Consider the following 16,319-nt stretch of genomic DNA (forward strand, 5'->3'; position numbering starts at 1 on the left):
TTGCCGCTGTGAGGTTCGTCGGGAACATCGGGCTCGCCGCCGCGCTCGCCACACTCGTGGCCGGCACGGCGGTCGCCATCGCGGCCAGCTGGGGCGGGGCATACTTCCTGCCCGGCGCCGCCGCGGGGCTGCTCGCCGGCGCCGCCGCCCTGCTCCGCCACAGAGCCGGCCCTGATGGCGGCTCGGCCGGTGGCGCTGGTGACGTTCGGAGCCGGCTGCGCGCCGCGATCGCCGGGCTGGTTGTCGCGGCCGTCGCGGTGGTGGCGGCGCACGTGGCCGGGTTGCCGGCCGAGCCCGCACCGGCGGTGTCGCTCGCCCTTGCCTTGCTGATCGGGTCCGTGGCACGGGTCGCCTCCCTGCGAGTCGCGGCCGGGGTCGCCGTCGCGGCGCTCATGGTCGTCGGTGCCGGCGCGGTCAGCCGGCCCGGCGAGTCGGGAGCATTCGCGGTGACGATGTTCGGGCTGCTCGCCTGGAGCGGTGGGGTGCTCGGCGGGGTGGGGCTGCGCCTGCTCGACGCGCGCCGGATCGCTGCGGTGGAGGCGGTCCGCAGGGACGAGCGGCTCTCTATCGCCCGGGAGCTGCACGATGTCGTCGCTCACCACGTCACCGGCATCGTCGTGCAGGCCCAGGCGGCGCAGCTGGTGGCCCGCAGGGACCCGGCAAAGGCGGGGGAGTCCCTCGCCGGGATCGAGGCGGCCGGCGCCGAGGCCCTCGCCGCGGTCCGCAGAGCCGTCGGGCTGTTGCGCGACGACGACGGCGATGAGGGCGGCTGGGGCGTGTCGGCCGGCCCGGAGCGGATCACCGATCTCGTGAGACGGTTCGAAGGGCTGGGCCCAGCGGTGCACCTGGAGGTGACGCCGCACGGGGACCACTGGCCGCCCGGGGTGACCGGCGCGGTCCACCGGATCGTGCAGGAGTCGCTGACCAACGTGGCCCGCCACGCCACCCACGCCCGCACCGTCACCGTCGAGCTGTCCGAAGTGGACGGATCGGTGGAGATCCTCGTCGCCGACGACGGCGCAGGCGGCCAACTGTCCACCCACAGCGGATATGGCATCGTCGGCATGCGCGAGCGCGTCGAGGCACTCGGCGGCAAACTGTCAGCGGGCCCCGCCCCGTCCGGCGGCTGGCAGGTCCACGGCACGGTCCCCCTGTCGGCCCCACGATGACACCGCGAAGGGCCGAGGCGCTCAGCGGCTCCCCGCCCGCGGAGCGAGGCCCGGCGTCGGCGGTGGCTTGCTCGGCGTCGCCGGTGATCTGCACGTGCCCGGCACGGTCCCCTTGGTGGCAGGAGCGCGATGACGATCCGCGTGTTGATCGCTGACGATCAGGCGATGATTCGTGGCGGGCTGCGGATGATCCTCGAGGACCAGCCGGACATCGCGGTGGTCGCGGAGGCCGACAACGGGATCACGGCGGTCGAGGTCGCTCGCCGGCTGCGGCCCGATGTGTCGCTCGTTGACATCCGTATGCCCGGCGCCGATGGGCTCGAGGTGACGAGGGCGCTTGCCGGGCCGGGTGTCGCTGATCCGCTGCGGGTTGTTGTCGTCACCACGTTCGATCTCGACGAGTATGTCTACGGGGCGATCCGCGGCGGTGCCGCCGGGTTTCTGCTGAAGGACGCGGGGCCGGCGTTGCTCGTCGAGGCGGTGCGGGCAGCGCATGCCGGGGACGCGCTCATCTCGCCGTCGGTGACGGTGCGGCTGCTGCGGCGGATGGCGGTGCCGGCCGGGCCGGCGAAGGCCGCGAAACCGTTGACGGACAGGGAGACCGACGTGGTCCGGTCGATCGCCCGTGGGCGCACCAACCTGGAGGTGGCCGCTGAGCTGTTCATCTCGCTGAGCACCGTGAAGAGCCACGTGTCGGGCATCCAGACGAAGCTCGGCCTGCGCAACCGCGTCGAGATCGCCGCCTGGGCCTGGGAGCACGGCGTCGTCACCGGCCCCGCATGACGGCACCGCCGACCGGCACGGCGGCGTTGGCCGGCGAACGTGTCGGCCTGCGGCGCTGGCCTGTGGAGGGGCTGGCGTAGGGGCGGTGCTGGCGTAGGGGCGGTGCTGGCGTGGGGGTGTCGGCGTGGGGCGGGGCTGACGCGCGGACAGGCTGACCTGTGGCGATGCTGTGGGGCGGTGTCGGCGTGCGGTGTCGGCGTGCGGCGGTGGCGTGCGGCGGCGGTGGCCTGGCGGCGGCGATGGCCGGTCGAGCGTCAGAGGTCGGCGATGACCAGGCGGTAACCGCCGTCGAACTCGTCCAGGTCGAGGAGGTCGTTGTAGCGGTCGTGCCAGGTGCCGGCGGTCAGGTCTGCGGCGAGCCGGTCGAGGCCTGGGCGCAGCACATCGTCGCCGACCTGGGAGAGCATGGACATGCCGGCGCGGACGAGCGGGTCGAGGTAGGCCTCGGGGCGTCGCCAGAAGGCCGCGCCGAAGCCGTCGGTGCAGTCGTGAGGGACCAGGACCGGTTCGACGCGTGCGCCGCCGAGCAGGTCGGCGATCCGGGCGGGTGGGACGGCCCGGGTGTCGTCGAGGGCGGCGGCCTGCGGGAGGTAGTCCTTGACGAGCCAGAAGGTGCGGGTGACGGACTGGTCCCAGGTGAGGACGACGACCCGGTGACGGGCGACGCGGCGCAGTTCGGCGATGCCCGCTTCGAGGTCGGTCCAGTGATGCACGGTCAGCAGGGCCATGACGGCGTCGACCGAGTTGTCGGCGACCGGGAGCGCCTCCGCCCGGGCACGTACCACCGGCGCGGAGCCCGCGGAGCGCTGACCGATCATCACCTGGCTCGGTTCCACCGCGAACACAGCGAACTCCGCGAACTCTGCCTGGACCGCCTGGACCGACCCGGCCGAGGCCGGAGGGGCAGGAGGGGCGGGCGGCTCGTAGGCGCCGGTGCCCGCGCCGACGTTCAGGACCGTGCGAGCGTCGCCGAGGGCGGCGGTGATGTGGGCGCCGATCCGAGGGTCGGGGCGGCGGGTAGCGGTGTACGTCGTGCCGATGGTGTCGTAGACGGTCACCCGCGCAGTATGCCGGGCCGTCTGTAGGATCTGCTGCCGTGTCGACGGTGCGGCGGGCCGCTGCCCTCATCGTGCTGGCCGGCGTCCGGGACGTCGAAGGGTTCGAGCTCGACCTGGCCGCGCGCACCCTGGCGGCCGGCTGGAGCGGCGACATCCGTCAACTGCTCGACGCGACCGGTGCCGTCATGGCGCTGCGGGCCGCCGCCGGCACCGGACAGGGCGACCGGTATCCGCAGCTCGGGTACCTCACCGCCGTCGAGCGGGAGCTCGCCGGGCGGGGTGTCGCGGTGCTGTGCCGGGAGGTCGACCGGCCGTCGCTCGGGCTGCACGGCCGCCTCACGGTCGACCTGGCGCGGGTGGTCGGGGCGCATCCGGAGACGCGGATGTTCGCGGCCGAATGGAGCACCGAACGCGGCTGGACGACGGTGACCGAGGCCGCCGGGCGGCGAAGCCGGCACTGGTTCGACGGGCTGCTGCCCGAGCCGGGAGCCGTGGCGGACAGGATCGTCCGGCACCTCGACGGTGACATGGCGGTGCCGCGGCGGCGGGCGTGGCGGCACACCGGCGGGCAGCTCCTCGAAGCGCTCGGCAGGCATCAGGCCGACGACGTGCCGGTCGTGTGCCGCACCGACCCGGACTGGCGGCAGGAGCTCTTCCAGCGGCGGCTCCTGACGTACGACCCACCGCCCGTCCCACTGGTCGGCGCCGAGGTGCACCTGCCGGACCTGCCCACCGACCGGCGGCGGGTCGTCGCGGTGCTCCCGCAGCCGCCCGGCGACGAGGACCTCTACTGGGTCCGCCTGGAAGGGTGCGACTTCCCGATCAGCTGGGACGCCGCCTGGCGCCATCTCGGATGACTCTATGAAGTTGCAACCGTACGCAGCGTTACGATGAGGGTGGGCGGGAAACGGTACACAGGACGCCGCCGCCGACTCTGGAGGACATCATCATGCGCGCCGCATTGATCCGGCTCTGTGCCCTGCCCGCTGCCGCCGCCCTCGTCGCCTCGGGCGCCGCCGGCCCTGCGATGGCCGCCGGTCCACGTCTGTCGAGCCAGGACCGGGCGTTCGTCGCTGAGGCCGGGCACGCGGGCGCGTTCGAGGTCGCCGCCGGCCGGCTCGCCGCGCAGCAGGCGCACCACGGGGATCTCCGTGCGTTCGGCAACCGCATGGTCGCCGACCACACCAAGGCCGGCGCCGAGCTGAAGAAGCTCGGCGACGAGCTCGGACTGGACGTCCCGGGCTCGCCGGACGAGCACCAGAAGGCGATCCTCGCCATCTTCGAGACCACGACGGGCCCGGTCTTCGACTGCTCGTACGCGCCGGCGGAGTACATCGACCACGTCGCCGCGATCGGCGCCTTCGAGCAGGAGGCGTCGCAGGGGCGCAACTCGAAGCTGCGCTCGTTCGCCCGCGAGGCGCTGCCGCTGCTGCGCGAGCACCACGAGATGATCGCCGCCACCCTCGACGACGTCCGCTGCACCGCCCCCGTCCCGCTGCCGACGCCGATCCCTACGATCCCGACGCTGCCCACGCCGACCCCGACGCTGCCCACGCTGACCCCGGCGATGCCGACGCCGATCCCGACGATCCCCGGCGACTGACGATTCCGGCGACCGCCCAGGACAGCGACCGCCCAGGACAGCGACCGCCCAGGACAGCGACCGCCCAGGACGGCGACCGCCCAGGACAGCGAACGGCGCAGCGAACGGCATCGGCGCCCAGGTCAGGGCCGCCGGCCCGCCCTCTCGAACGAAAGGGCGGGCCGAGCGGTCAGTTGCCGAGGGTGACGTGGAAGAGTTTCTCGTTGCTGTTGTTCGGGATGCTGTCCTTGTCGCCGGTGGTGCTGGTGGTCAGCCACAGCCCGCCGTCCGGCGCCGGTTCGACCGTGCGCAGCCGCCCGTACGTGCCGTTGAAGTAGGCCTGCACGTCCGTCAGCGACGTGCCGCTGATGACCGCCCGGTACATGCGGGTGCCGCGCTCGCACGCGATGTACAGCACGTCGCGGACGATCGCGATGCCCGAGCAGGAGCCCTCGGCGGTCGGGTAGGTCCGCTTCGGCGCGATGTAGCCGGCGGTGCCGCACGTGCCGCTGGTGCCCTCGCACGCCGGCCAGCCGTAGTTGCCGCCGCGCTGGATGAGGTTGGTCTCGTCCATGATCGCGTTGCCGAACTCCTGCTCCCACAGGCGGCCCTGCGAGTCGAACGCCAGCCCCTGCGGGTTGCGGTGCCCGTAGCTCCAGACGTAGTTGCCGAACGGGTTGTCCGACGGCACCGAGCCGTCCGCGTTCAGGCGCAGGACCTTGCCGTTGAGGCTGTTGAGGTTCTGCGCGTTGTCACCGTTCTGCGCGTCGCCGGTGGAGGCGTAGAGCTTGCCGTCGGGGCCGAAGCGCAGCCGCCCGCCGTCGTGGAACTTGTTGCGCAGGATGCCGCTGATCAGGATCTGCTCGCTGCCGGTGTTGAGGGTGTTGTTCTCGTACTTGATCCGCACGATCCGGTTGTCGGTCGGCGACGTATGCATGATGTACAGCCAGTGGTCGGTGGCGTAGTTCGCGGAGACGGCCAGGCCGAGCAGGCCGCCCTCGCCGTCGGTGTTCTGCACGTTCGGCACCGTGCCGATGCTCGACTTCGCGCCGGTCGTGGGGTTGAGCCGGACGATGTCGTGCGCGTCGCGGCGGGTGTAGAGGATCGTGCCGTCGGGCAGCGTGGCGAGGCCCCACGGGATGTCGGTGTCGGTGCCGATCTGCGTGACGGCGCAGACCGAGCTGCCGCACGCGGCGCCGGTGGTGACGGTGGCCGTGTTGCTGCGCGGCGAGACGTTGCCCTGCGCGTCGCGGGCGACGACCTGGTAGGCGTAGGCCCGGTTGGCGGCCAGGGCGCTGTCGATGAACGTGGTGGCGGGGGTGGTGGTGCCGGTGCCCGTGATCGTGCCGACCTTCACGTTGTCGCGGAAGATGTCGTACGCGCGGACCTGGATGTTGTCGGTGGCGGCGGTCCAGCGCAGGGTGACCGTCGTGCCGGCCGCGGATCCGGTCAGCCCGGTGGGTGCGGTCGGCGGGGTGGTGTCGGCCTGGCACTGCGGGGGCGTGATCGGCACCGTCGTGCTGGCCTGGGAGACGTTGCCGGCGGCGTCGCGGGCGTTGACGTACAGCCCCCAGGTGACGCCTGGCACGACGGTGAGGTCGGTCGACAGCGTGGTCACGGACTTCATCAGCTGGCCGTCGTGGAAGACGTCGTAGAACGCGACGCCCACGTTGTCGGTCGAGGCGTTCCAGGAGAACGTGACCGCGTCGCAGACGAGGTTGCTCACCCGCGGGTTGCCGGGCACCGTCGGCGGCTGGCTGTCCCCGGCGGCGGTCGTCCACCGCTGGTTGCTCTGCCCGTTGCAGGTCCACAGCGCGACGGGGGTGCTGTTGGCGGTGCCGGCGCCGGTCACGTCCAGGCACAACCCCGACTGGACGCCGGTGATCGTCCCGTCGGTGTTGACCCGCCACTTCTGGTTCTGGCCGCCGTGGCACGTGTAGATCTGCACCACCGCCGGGGCGGTCGTGTCGTTCCCCGCCACGTCCAGGCACTTCGGCGAGTCGTACACCCGCAGCTCACCGGCGGCCGTGAACGTCCACGCCTGATTCGCCTGACCATTACAGTCGTAGATGTTCACCAGGGCCTTGTCCGTCTGCGACTGGCCGACCACGTCGAGGCAGCGGCCGGACGCGGCGCTCTTCACCGGCGAGCCGACCGCCGCCTCGGCGGGGGCGCGGGCCACGACGGTGACCACGGTGATCACCGCGGCGGCGGCGACCGTCGCCGCGAGGAGCCGTTTCGAGATTCGCATCATTGCCTCCCGAGATTTCCGCGCAAAATCTCATCGAAGAGGCGAAATAGGTGTGTGTCAACGTCGTCAGGCGGCCTGGGAACGCATTTAAGACGCATTTCAGGCAGGCCTCAGGTGGGTTGGCCCGTCACCGTCGGTGCTGGGCGTGTCCGGACGGCAACACCGGGTTCGTACAACAGCGTGACTCGGGGGGCTTCCGTGGACCCCGGCCACCATGAGCCGATACGGTCGACATCATGACCACGTACTCGGGACCTGCGACGCTGATCCTCGACACCGGGGCACGGGTGACCGGCATGGCGTCGCTGAACACCAACAACCGCGGCAACCTCAACGGCTGGAGCGGCACCTTCCGCCCCAACGAGGTGAACACGGCGGTTCGCGAGGCGACCGGAGGACAGATCGAGCTGCCGTACGAGCAGATCGGGACGGTTGCGGTCACCAACGTGCGGCGCCTCCTGGCGACCCAGGTGCTGATGTCGCTGACCGGCACCGGCCCCGCGCCGTTCTGATCGTTTCTGGTCAGCCACGCATCAGGTCGTTGAACCGGCGGGTGAAACCGACCTCGTCGGGGCGCTGCGCGTCGCGGCGCGCGGCCGCAGCCGGCACCAGGATCTCGACCTCGTCGGTGGCGAGCACCGCCATGGTCTGCTCCAGGTAGTCCGCGAGCGGCATCGCCCGCGGGTCGACGAGGTTCACCTCCATCAGGTGGGTCCGCGTGTACGGCGGCGCGATCTCCAGCACCGCCACCGACGTGTCCTGCAGCCGGTAGCGCAACGCCAGGGTGTAGGAGTGCAGGGCGGCCTTCGTCGCGGAGTACAACGTCGAGGAGGCGAGCGGCGCGTAGCCGAGCATCGAGCTGACATTGACGATGGTCGCCGACGGCAGCGCCCGCAGGTGCGTCATGAACGCGGAGGTCAAACGGATCGGGCCGAGCAGGTTTGTGGCGACGATCGCGGTGAGCCGCTCGTCGTCGACCGGCTCGGCGGGGTCGTCGCCGAACATGATCCCGGCGTTGTTGACCACGACGTTCAGGTCCGGGTACGTGGCGATCAGCGACGGCACGACGACCGCGATCGACGCCGGGTCGGACACGTCGAGCCGCACCCAGCGCATGCCGGGGTTGGCGGCGGCGACCTCCTCCAGGACGTCGGCCCGCCGGCCGGCGACGACGACCGTGTTGCCGCGGCGGTGCAGTTCCTCGGCCAGCCCGCGGCCGATGCCGGTGCCGCCGCCGGTGATGAGGACGGTGTTGCCGGTGAGCTTCATGCGGCTCCGTTCGCTTGCTGGCGCACGTACGCCTCGAAGGTGGTCGGCGGGCGGCCCAGCAGCCAGGTGAGCACGTTGGGGTTGCCCACGAAGTCGTGGCTGCTGTAGCGCTCGGTGATGGAGCGCAGCACCCGCAGCTGGTGCGTGCACCGCGCCGGGTCCTGGTCGCCGATCCACGCCTTCAGGTAGGTGCCGGCGTCGATCCGGCGCACCTCGACCGGCCGGTCGAGGACCCTGGAGATGATCGCCCCGAGCTCGTGGCCGGTGTACCGGCCGGGCCCGACCAGCTCGTAGGTGGCGCCGAAGTGCCGCTCGCCCTCGACGAGGACGGTGCGGGCCACGTCGGTGACGTCGCCGAGGTCCACCATGGACTGCCGGCGCTCCAGGGACCACGACAGCTCGAACACGCCGCGGGCGAAGACCGGCTCGAGCTTCAGCGGCAGCATGTAGTTGGCCGGCTGGAGGATGGTGAACTCGAGGCCGGAGGACAGCAGGTGCTCCTCGACGTCGCGTTTGAGCTCGTGCTGGACGAGGTCGGTGGTGATGGCGTGCAGGACCGAGCTGAACACGAAGTGCCGCACGCCCGCTTGACGGGCCGCGTCGACGACCGCGAAGCCCATCTCGCGCTCGCGGGGGTGCAGCGTCGGGCCGATGTGGTAGACCTGCTGCGCGCCGTGCATGGCCCGCTCCGCGACGGCGGGGTCGCTGACGTCGCCGACGACCACGTCGGGCACGCCGAGGGCGAGCAGCCGGTCGGCCGAGGCCGCCGACCGCACACATGCGCGGACCGGCAGCCTCGCCTCGGTGAGCTTGGGGATCAGCAGCCGCCCCTGGTTGCCGTTGGCGGCGGTGACCACGATCATGTCGTTGCCTTTCGGACGATGGTGGTCACCGGACGCGGGTGCCGCCGATCCAGACGCCGCGGATGTCGCGGGTCGCGGTGATGTCCGCGGTCGGGTCGCCGCCGACGAGGAGCAGGTCGGCGCGGCGACCTTCGGTGACGACGCCCCGGTCGGTCAGGCCGAACGCGGCCGCGGCGGCCGAGGTGGCGCCGCGCAGCGCCTCGGCCGGGGTCAGGCCGGCGCCGACGAGGCGGTGCAGCTCCTCATGGATCGACGCACCGTGCGGGACCTGGAACGGTGCCTTGGGATTGTCGTTGCTGTCGGTGCCGGCGAGCACGACCATCCCCGCCTCGCGGAAGGTGGCCACGGTGGCTTCCGCATGGTCGTACGCCATCCGCATCCCCGGGACGAAGGCGCCCAGCACCCGCAGGAGCGGCTTGCGGCCGATGGTGTGCACTACGCCGTCCATCATCGTCAGGGTCGGCACGATGACGGCCGGGCTCCGGGCCAGCAGCGCCTCGAACCCGGCGTCGAGCCGGCTGGTGAGCGCCGTGTGGGTGACCACGTCGACGCCCGCCCGGATCGCGGTGGTGAGCGTGTCGGCGCTGACCACGTGCGCGATCGTGCGCAGCCCGGCGGTGCGGGCCGCGGCGGCGATCGCGGCGACCGTCTCCGGGCTCAGCGCCTTCGTGCCGGGGATCTTCGGGTCCTCGACCGCGATCTTGATGTAGTCGGAGCCCTGCGCGACCCGGTCCGCCACGAAGCGGGCCGCGTCCTGCGGGCCGGCCACGGTGCTGGACGGGCCGAACCCCATGTGCTTGACGAAGTGGGAGCCGGGCGCGTTGGCGAGGTTGCCGGCGCTGTACACCGTCGGCAGCCCCGGCAGGCCCTTGAGCTCGCCGACCGCGGCGGCGTCCCGGCAGCCCATGTCGAGCATCGTGGTGACGCCCCACCTCGCCCCGGCCTCGAGGTGCGCGACCTCGGTGACGTGCACGTGCGTGTCGATGAGGCCGGGCAGCAGCGTCCCTCCCCGGCCGTCGATCTGCTCGGCGTGCGCCGGCGGCGCTGTGATCACCCCGCCGTCGAGGCCGACCGTCGTCAGGTCGCCCAGACGCTCCCCGTCGAACACCCGGACGTTGGTGATGGCTGTGCTCACGCCGCCGCCTCCGCTGCGCTCCGGCGTCGGCCTGAGCCGAGCCTGTCACATGGTGAGCGGCCCGAGCCGCTTCGCTGGCCGCTCACGTGGCGTCCTGCTTGGCGACGCTGCATTCCAGGGCGAACGCGAGCTGGCTGAGCTGCAGGGCGGCGCCGGCGTGGTGGAAGTCGACGCAGTGCCCGGCGTTGAGCACGAGCCGCCCGTCGACGACCGGCGCCGACGTGAACGACGCGGCGTAGTCGGCCGCCTGACCGGCGTCGGTGATCCACAGCGCGTCGAACTCGCCCTGCCGGGCGTGCACGGGCACGGTCACCTGGGCGTTCACGGAACGGACCCGGGAGATCCAGCCGTTGTTGATGTCGATGAGCTCGGCCCGCGGCACCGATGTGTCGCAGCTGTGGCTCAGCTCGGGCATCGTCGTGGCGTGCGTCCAGGCGGGGCCGAACATGACGCTGTCCTTCATCGGGCCCGGCAGGTCGATCATCAGGATGTCGGGCAGTGCGTCGAACGCCATCCGCGGCCCGTCCGGCACCTGCAGCAGGCAGCCGGAGACTGCGATGCCCAGCAGCGGCCAGGTCGGTTGCCCGGCCGCGATGGCGGTGGTGACGGCGCCGCCGATGGAGTGGCCGATGACGAACACCCCGGCGTGGCCGTCACCGTGCTGCTGCCACAGCTCGCCGATGACGTGGGTCAGCGCCTCGGCGTTGGCCAGGATGATCGACTCGCCCGGCTCCACGGGGGTGCTGCCGGCGTACCCGGGACGGTCCAGCGCGATGACGGGGACGCCGAGCGCGGCGGCCCGCTCCAGCAGCGAGTAGCCCTCGATGTCGAAGTATCCGGAGGTGTACGTGCCGCCGTGGATCGCGATGATCAGCGGCACCCGCGCGGCCGCGGCCGGGGTCTGTGGGGTGTTGCGCCGGCCGGTGACGGTGAGCACGCCTGAGGTGCGAGGGTCAGTGCTGGTGTGGGTGAAGGGAATGGCGGTGGGTGTCATGGCTGCTGTCTCCATTCTCCGCGGATCGCCCGGTCGAGGATCCGTCCGGCCTCGGCGTCCGGGACCGGACCGCCGATCCATGCGATGTGCTGGTCGGGGCGCACCAGCACGAGCCGTTCGCTGAAGAACGCGTCCAGTCCGAGCGAGGGGTCGTCGAGCACGGCCAGGGGGATGCCGTGCCGCTCGGCGTGTCGCGCGAACGCCGCTGCGTGCCAGGCCGGGCCGATGAGCGTGAGCTCGGGCCCGAGCCGGTCGAACAGGGACTGCCCGGTGGGCAGCCAGGTGTGGGGGAGCCGGTTGCCGGCGGCGGCGACCGGGATGTAGTCGGATCCGTTGGTGGTCTGGACGTCCGCGTATCCGCTGTAGCCCAGGCCGAACACCAGGCCGTCGCTGTGGAACTCGGTGCGCTTGGCCTCCCGGATGACGGCGGCGGCGGCCTCGTCGGTCGCCTTGCCGCCGATCAGGCCCGCCGCGGCGGCCAGGACCGCCGGTCCGCTCCTGCCGTTCTCGGCGGCGGCGGCGACGAACCGCTGCGCGACCGGGCGGCGCTCGGCCTCGTAACTGTCCAGCAGTTCCGGCGGCGCCCAGCCGTTGACGACGGCGGCGAGCTTCCAGCCGAGGTTGATCGCGTCGCCGATGCCGGTGTTGTACCCGTGACCGCCCCACGGCGGGTTCTGGTGCGCGGCGTCGCCGGCGATGAAGAGCCGGCCGCCGCGGAACCGGTCGGCGATCAGGGTCCGGGCCCGCCAGGGATCGGTCGCGATCACCTTGATCGGCAGCTCCCGGCCGAGCAGCCGGTGCACGAGCGCGGTCGCGTCGACCTCGGTGTCGTCCTCCTGCTCGTCGGGCTTGTACGTGGCGATCGCCCACCACGTGCCGTCCAGGTCGAGCCGGCCGACGAGACCGGGCGCGGCGGGGTCGAGCACCCAGTACTGGACGGCGTTGCCGTGCGGGATCAGGTCGCCGAGCTCGGCGCATTCGAACGTGATGCTGATGTTCGGCCGGGGCAGGCTGGAGCCCTCGTACACCGCGCCCATCGCCGTGCGGACGGCGCTGCGCGGGCCGTCGGCGCCGACGACGTAGTCCGCCTCGACGGTGGACGTGGCGCCGTCCGCGTCCTCCAGCGTCACCAGGACCGTGCCGTCACGCTCGTCGAACGCGACCGCCCGCTGTCCCAGCAGCAGCGTCGCGTGGCTGCCGGGCCGGCCGAGCGCGTCGCGCATCGCCTGCTCGACGATCGGCTGCGCGACCTGCTGGCCCGGCTCGGCGGCGAGGTCGCTGCCGTCGAGGGCGAGGCCGAGCGTGCCGGTGAGCCGGGTGACCTCGCGGCCGGTGACGGTCGTGCAGAACACGATGTCCTTGGACCAGCCGATGTGCAGCGGCGCGCGCTCCCGGACGGTCCCGGCCAGCCCCCAGCGGCGGAACAGCTCCATCGTGCGGGCCGACGTGGTCTTCGCGCGAGGACGTAGGTGCGACACCTGCTGCCGCGGCTCGACGACGACCGAGGCGACCCCGTGGTGGTCGAGCTCCATCGCCGTGGCGAGTCCGACCGGTCCGCCGCCGACGACCAGCACACTCGTCCTCATGCCGCCGCCGGCGCGACGGCGGGTCGGTGGAGGGGGCGCCGCACGATGCGCACCGGTGGCCGGCGCGGCGCCCGGATGATCCGCGGCCACGGGCCGGTCATGTCGTGCCCGTGCCCGTGCCCGATGAGCAGGACGGCCATCAGTCGAACACCGTGACCTTGGCGTCGGCGGGGATGTCGTCGTTGACCCGGTCGGTGTCGTCCGCCCGGCGCCAGATCTCGTAGCCGTTCTCCCGGCAGATCCTGCCGTCGCGCATCTGGAACGCGTGGGTGAGGCGCATGCTGCACCGGGTGCCGACCGGGAACGGGCAGTTGCGGAACCCGTCGGTCAGGATCGTGATCTCGAAGATGCTGTCGTCGAAGACCCATTCCTCGGTGGCGAAGCGGTGCAGGTTGGTGATCCTGTGGACGCGCATCGCCTCGAAGATCTTCAGGTATTCGGCCCTGACCTCGGCCTTGTCCCGCAGCAGCAGACCGCGGGCCGGCACCTCCCACACGATGTCGTCGGTGTAGACCGCGATGGCGAGGTCGATGCCTTCGGCGTGCTCGTTGTGGAAGTGCTGGTCGACGGTCGCGTTGTTCCTGGCGATGATCGCCTCCCGCGACCCGGCGTCCATCTCGACAGACATGGGCAACTCCATCCCGTGGCGGCGCTAGGATATACGTTTGACTCCAGACGTTCGCACACGTTGTGTCCGAGCACAACCAGCGTAGGCAGACTTCTCACCCTCCCGTGGCCAGTGCGGAAAGGTCCGTCTATCGAGCACCGCGCGGCCCGTTCCGGCAGGGGGTTGTGCGACCGCCAGGGTCATGTCAGGCTTGAGAAAATATATTCTAGCGCCGCTGCGGCGGCGCGCTCCGACACCCCTTGGCGAAGAACGGAGTCACCCCATGTCTGCCCAGACGTCTGCCCGGACGCGCGACGAGATCATCGCGCTGAACAACGCGACCGTGGACGAGCACTTCCACAACGAGAACCCGGAGAGCATCGACGCGGCGATCGCGGTCTACACCGACGACATCGTGTGGGAGGTGCCGGCCCGCGGCCTCGTCCACCGGGACAAGGAGACGGTCAAGGCGGAGTACCTGCAGATCTTCGCGGCGATGCACGTCCACAGGATCACCAACCTGCACCGCTTCGCCACCGAGGAATGGGTCTTCGACGACAGCATCTTCGAGATCACGATCATGCAGGAGGGCTTCCGCAACTGCCCGTTCCCGCCCGGGACCCGGTGCAGCATGCGCCTCGTCCACGCGTTCCAGATGCGTGACGGCAGGATCTGCCGGGAGAACGGCTACGAGCTGTGGCGCCGGGCGGACGACACCGACCGGGTCAACGACGACATCCCCGCCGACGCCGTCGTCACGGTGTTCGACTGATGCGGCTGATCAACCTCGCCGGCCGGCTCGCCACCCAGGAGGCCGCCGACCTCGTCGACGTCGCGTCCGCCAGCGGCGGCCGCTTCGGTCCGGACCCGCACGACGTCCTGGACCGGTGGGACGAGTTCATGGCGTGGGCCGGGAGCCGGCCGCCGGCCGGTGCGCCGGTGCCCGCCCCCGTGAGCGCCGGGCCGCCGGTGCCCCGGCCGTCGCAGGTGTTCGGCATCGGGCTCAACTACGCCGACCACGCCGGCGAGTCCGGCATGGCGCTGCCGTCGCTGCCGATGGTGTTCCCGAAGTTCGGCTCCTGCATCACCGGGCCCGGTGAGGTCGACCTGCCGTCGGACACCGTCGACTGGGAGGTCGAGCTGGTCGTGGTGATCGGCCGGCCCGCCCGGCACGTCGCCGAGGCCGACGCCTGGGCGTACGTCGCCGGCCTGACCATCGGGCAGGACCTGAGCGACCGGGCACTGCAGTTCGCCGGCACCCCGCCGCAGTTCGGGATGGGCAAGTCGCTGCCGGGCTTCGGTCCGACCGGCCCGTGGCTGGTGACGCCGGGCGAGTTCGCCGACCCCGACGACCTGGAGATCAGCTGCAGCCGCAACGGCTCGCGGGTGCAGCACTCGCGCACGAAGCACCTCATCTTCACGGTGCCCGCGCTGATCGCCTACCTGTCGTCGCACCTGCCGCTGCGCCCCGGCGACCTCATCTTCACCGGCACCCCGGCGGGTGTCGGCCTCGGCCACGACCCGGCCGTCTACCTGCGCCCCGGCGACGAGCTCGTCAGCACGATCGAGGGCCTCGGCTCGCTGGTCACGCGGGTCTCCGGGAGTGACGAGTGAGCGGCGACTGTCTGCCCTGCCGGATGGAGGATCTGGCGGACGCCGCGGTGGTCTTCCGCGACGACCTCTGGGCCTGCGAAGTGGTCTCCGGCTACGACGTGCCGGGCTGGTACGTGCTCCGGGTGCGCCGGCACGCCCTGCGCATCGGCGGTCTGAACGATCGGGAACTGGCCACCTACGGCCGGCGCGCCCGCGACGTCGTCGACGCGGTCAGCGAGGTGACCGGCGCACCCGCCACCTACCTGCTGACCTTCGGCGAGGCGAACCCGCACTTCCACACGCTGATCGCCGCCCGCGGCGACGACGTGCCCCCGGAGCGCCGTCTCGGCGGCATCATGCAGCAGCGCACCGACAGGATCGACCACCCCGCCGCGCTCGCGCTGGTGCCCGCGGTGGCCCAGGCCTACGAACGCCTCGCCGCCCGCGCGGAATCCCGACCGGCGGGCTGACTGCCACGAGACCGCCGGCCGGGACGTCGCGCGCCGCCGCGACGCCCCGGCCGGTTTCCGTGCGCGGAGCGTGCGAGGGCGTGCGAGGGCGTGCGAGGGCGTGCGAGACGTGCGGTGGCGGCGCCCGCTACGGGGACGGGGGGAGGGCCGCCATCCACTCCAGGCAGGCCAGCTCGTGCTCGGCGAGGTGCTCGTTGACGGCGAGCTTCAGCTCGGCGGGGGAGCCGGTGCGGGCCGCGTCGATGAGGAGCCGGTGGGCGATCTCGCGGCGGCGGCGCTCCTCGCGGTCGATCTGGTAGGTCTCGTAGACGACGCGGGTGTAGCGGTCGCACGCGTGCCAGAGCTGCTCCAGCAGGCGCAGGTCCCACTCGGTCAGCGCGGGGCGCAGCAGGGCCAGGTGGAACTGCTTGTGGATCTCCCACGACTCGTCCGCGTCGACGGCGGACCGGGTGAACGCCTCGAGCAGGCGCTCGGCCTCGTCGAGGTCGGCGGGGGTCAGGCCGAGGCAGGCACGCGCGGCGAGGTCGCACTCGATGAGCTTGCGCAGCCGGTAGATCGAGCGGAGCTCGTCGCGGTCGAGCGGGTTGACGATCGCGCTGCGGCCCGGGCGCAGGGTGATCAAGCCTTGGGTCTCCAGGCGGCGCAGCGCCTCGCGGACCGGGATGTGGCTGACCCCTAGCTGGACGCTCAGGTCGGCGATCGAGAAGCTCGAACCGGCCTTCAGCGTGCCGTTGAGCACGCCGCGCCTGATCTCGGCCGTCACGCGGTCGACGGCGGAGTTCGGCCCGGCGACGGACCGCAGTCCGACCCGGCCGACGGCTGACTTCTCGAGCGACGCCTCAGACACCACGAATATACGGTAGCGCATCCATCAGCTTTTCGGTGTGTGGCCCACATCGCGGTATCTGCCAGGGATGCGGCGAAAAAGAGGGCGAGACTCATGCGCGACCTTGCGTCTA

18 protein-coding genes are annotated in these 16,319 nt (G+C 72.0%); 8 read left to right on the plus strand and 10 right to left on the minus strand.

Going from position 1 to position 16,319, the window contains the following annotated elements; genetic code table 11:
• Positions 1-8 precede the first annotated feature (8 nt).
• Positions 9-1,169: a histidine kinase gene (locus tag ABZS58_RS08265; RefSeq protein ID WP_354778946.1), complete on the plus strand. Its 1,161-nt coding sequence runs from the start codon at positions 9-11 to the stop codon at positions 1,167-1,169.
• 129 nt (positions 1,170-1,298) lie between these two features.
• The gene (locus ABZS58_RS08270; RefSeq protein ID WP_354778948.1) at positions 1,299-1,952 is read left to right on the plus strand and encodes a response regulator transcription factor; all 654 of its coding nucleotides are present in this window, start codon (positions 1,299-1,301) and stop codon (positions 1,950-1,952) included.
• A gap of 254 nt (positions 1,953-2,206) precedes the next feature.
• On the opposite strand, the gene ABZS58_RS08275 is transcribed toward ABZS58_RS08270, so the two are convergent.
• The gene (locus tag ABZS58_RS08275) at positions 2,207-3,010 is read right to left on the minus strand and encodes a methyltransferase domain-containing protein (RefSeq protein WP_354778950.1); all 804 of its coding nucleotides are present in this window, start codon (positions 3,008-3,010) and stop codon (positions 2,207-2,209) included.
• 38 nt (positions 3,011-3,048) lie between these two features.
• Here ABZS58_RS08275 and ABZS58_RS08280 point away from each other — a divergent pair, with 38 nt between their 5' ends.
• The gene (locus ABZS58_RS08280; RefSeq protein ID WP_354778952.1) at positions 3,049-3,867 is read left to right on the plus strand and encodes a hypothetical protein; all 819 of its coding nucleotides are present in this window, start codon (positions 3,049-3,051) and stop codon (positions 3,865-3,867) included.
• A 92-nt stretch (positions 3,868-3,959) separates the two neighbouring features.
• Entirely contained in the window at positions 3,960-4,613 is a 654-nt protein-coding gene (locus tag ABZS58_RS08285; protein WP_354778954.1) for a DUF4142 domain-containing protein, read from the plus strand.
• A 169-nt stretch (positions 4,614-4,782) separates the two neighbouring features.
• Here ABZS58_RS08285 and ABZS58_RS08290 read toward each other — a convergent pair whose 3' ends face one another.
• Entirely contained in the window at positions 4,783-6,843 is a 2,061-nt protein-coding gene (locus ABZS58_RS08290; RefSeq protein ID WP_354778957.1) for a PQQ-dependent sugar dehydrogenase, read from the minus strand.
• 236 nt (positions 6,844-7,079) lie between these two features.
• Here ABZS58_RS08290 and ABZS58_RS08295 point away from each other — a divergent pair, with 236 nt between their 5' ends.
• Positions 7,080-7,355 (plus strand): hypothetical protein, encoded by a 276-nt coding sequence (locus ABZS58_RS08295; RefSeq protein ID WP_354778959.1) that lies wholly within the window; start codon positions 7,080-7,082, stop codon positions 7,353-7,355.
• 10 nt (positions 7,356-7,365) lie between these two features.
• On the opposite strand, the gene ABZS58_RS08300 is transcribed toward ABZS58_RS08295, so the two are convergent.
• The 7 genes from ABZS58_RS08300 to ABZS58_RS08330 form a co-directional block, all read right to left on the minus strand.
• On the minus strand, positions 7,366-8,112 hold the full coding sequence (locus tag ABZS58_RS08300; protein WP_354778961.1) for an SDR family NAD(P)-dependent oxidoreductase: 747 nt from the start codon (positions 8,110-8,112) through the stop codon (positions 7,366-7,368).
• Positions 8,109-8,975 (minus strand): NmrA family NAD(P)-binding protein, encoded by an 867-nt coding sequence (locus tag ABZS58_RS08305; RefSeq protein WP_354778962.1) that lies wholly within the window; start codon positions 8,973-8,975, stop codon positions 8,109-8,111. The genes ABZS58_RS08300 and ABZS58_RS08305 overlap by 4 nt, the downstream gene beginning before the upstream one ends.
• Positions 8,976-9,000: 25 nt before the next feature.
• Complete coding sequence (locus tag ABZS58_RS08310) at positions 9,001-10,110, minus strand: amidohydrolase family protein (protein WP_354778964.1); 1,110 nt, start codon at positions 10,108-10,110, stop codon at positions 9,001-9,003.
• A gap of 82 nt (positions 10,111-10,192) precedes the next feature.
• Positions 10,193-11,104, minus strand: coding sequence for an alpha/beta hydrolase (locus tag ABZS58_RS08315; RefSeq protein ID WP_354778966.1), 912 nt, complete (start codon positions 11,102-11,104; stop codon positions 10,193-10,195).
• Positions 11,101-12,690 carry an FAD-dependent monooxygenase gene (locus ABZS58_RS08320; RefSeq protein ID WP_354778968.1) on the minus strand — a complete coding sequence of 530 codons (1,590 nt, stop codon included), beginning with the start codon at positions 12,688-12,690 and terminating at the stop codon, positions 11,101-11,103. The genes ABZS58_RS08315 and ABZS58_RS08320 overlap by 4 nt, the downstream gene beginning before the upstream one ends.
• Positions 12,687-12,830, minus strand: a complete 144-nt coding sequence (locus ABZS58_RS08325) for a hypothetical protein (RefSeq protein WP_354778970.1) — start codon at positions 12,828-12,830, stop codon at positions 12,687-12,689. The genes ABZS58_RS08320 and ABZS58_RS08325 overlap by 4 nt, the downstream gene beginning before the upstream one ends.
• On the minus strand, positions 12,830-13,318 hold the full coding sequence (locus tag ABZS58_RS08330; protein ID WP_354778972.1) for a nuclear transport factor 2 family protein: 489 nt from the start codon (positions 13,316-13,318) through the stop codon (positions 12,830-12,832). The genes ABZS58_RS08325 and ABZS58_RS08330 overlap by 1 nt, the downstream gene beginning before the upstream one ends.
• Positions 13,319-13,580: 262 nt before the next feature.
• Between ABZS58_RS08330 and ABZS58_RS08335 the strand changes: the two genes are divergently transcribed.
• The 3 genes from ABZS58_RS08335 to ABZS58_RS08345 are packed head-to-tail and all read left to right on the plus strand — an operon-like array spanning position 13,581 to position 15,360.
• Positions 13,581-14,069, plus strand: coding sequence for a nuclear transport factor 2 family protein (locus ABZS58_RS08335; protein ID WP_354778974.1), 489 nt, complete (start codon positions 13,581-13,583; stop codon positions 14,067-14,069).
• A complete protein-coding gene (locus ABZS58_RS08340; RefSeq protein ID WP_354778976.1) occupies positions 14,069-14,911 on the plus strand; it encodes a fumarylacetoacetate hydrolase family protein in 843 nt (280 codons plus the stop codon). The genes ABZS58_RS08335 and ABZS58_RS08340 overlap by 1 nt, the downstream gene beginning before the upstream one ends.
• A gap of 23 nt (positions 14,912-14,934) precedes the next feature.
• On the plus strand, positions 14,935-15,360 hold the full coding sequence (locus tag ABZS58_RS08345; RefSeq protein WP_354778978.1) for a hypothetical protein: 426 nt from the start codon (positions 14,935-14,937) through the stop codon (positions 15,358-15,360).
• Between the two features lie 127 nt (positions 15,361-15,487).
• Here the strand turns inward: ABZS58_RS08345 and ABZS58_RS08350 are convergent, their stop codons facing one another.
• Complete coding sequence (locus tag ABZS58_RS08350; RefSeq protein ID WP_354778979.1) at positions 15,488-16,210, minus strand: GntR family transcriptional regulator; 723 nt, start codon at positions 16,208-16,210, stop codon at positions 15,488-15,490.
• Positions 16,211-16,319: the final 109 nt, after the last annotated feature.

The organism is Dactylosporangium sp. NPDC005555 (assembly GCF_040605635.1).
Taxonomy (GTDB): domain Bacteria; phylum Actinomycetota; class Actinomycetes; order Mycobacteriales; family Micromonosporaceae; genus Dactylosporangium.

Bases quoted from the DNA above. Each gene is read 5' to 3' on its own strand.
- ABZS58_RS08295 (WP_354778959.1), top strand. From the start codon at position 7,080: ATGACCACGTACTCGGGACCTGCGACGCTGATCCTCGACACCGGGGCA.
- ABZS58_RS08270 (WP_354778948.1), top strand. From the start codon at position 1,299: ATGACGATCCGCGTGTTGATCGCTGACGATCAGGCGATGATTCGTGGC.
- ABZS58_RS08340 (WP_354778976.1), top strand. From the start codon at position 14,069: ATGCGGCTGATCAACCTCGCCGGCCGGCTCGCCACCCAGGAGGCCGCC.
- ABZS58_RS08330 (WP_354778972.1), bottom strand. From the start codon at position 13,318: ATGTCTGTCGAGATGGACGCCGGGTCGCGGGAGGCGATCATCGCCAGG.
- ABZS58_RS08305 (WP_354778962.1), bottom strand. From the start codon at position 8,975: ATGATCGTGGTCACCGCCGCCAACGGCAACCAGGGGCGGCTGCTGATC.
- ABZS58_RS08285 (WP_354778954.1), top strand. From the start codon at position 3,960: ATGCGCGCCGCATTGATCCGGCTCTGTGCCCTGCCCGCTGCCGCCGCC.
- ABZS58_RS08315 (WP_354778966.1), bottom strand. From the start codon at position 11,104: ATGACACCCACCGCCATTCCCTTCACCCACACCAGCACTGACCCTCGC.
- ABZS58_RS08300 (WP_354778961.1), bottom strand. From the start codon at position 8,112: ATGAAGCTCACCGGCAACACCGTCCTCATCACCGGCGGCGGCACCGGC.
- ABZS58_RS08320 (WP_354778968.1), bottom strand. From the start codon at position 12,690: ATGAGGACGAGTGTGCTGGTCGTCGGCGGCGGACCGGTCGGACTCGCC.
- ABZS58_RS08345 (WP_354778978.1), top strand. From the start codon at position 14,935: ATGGAGGATCTGGCGGACGCCGCGGTGGTCTTCCGCGACGACCTCTGG.
- ABZS58_RS08325 (WP_354778970.1), bottom strand. From the start codon at position 12,830: ATGGCCGTCCTGCTCATCGGGCACGGGCACGGGCACGACATGACCGGC.
- ABZS58_RS08335 (WP_354778974.1), top strand. From the start codon at position 13,581: ATGTCTGCCCAGACGTCTGCCCGGACGCGCGACGAGATCATCGCGCTG.
- ABZS58_RS08290 (WP_354778957.1), bottom strand. From the start codon at position 6,843: ATGCGAATCTCGAAACGGCTCCTCGCGGCGACGGTCGCCGCCGCCGCG.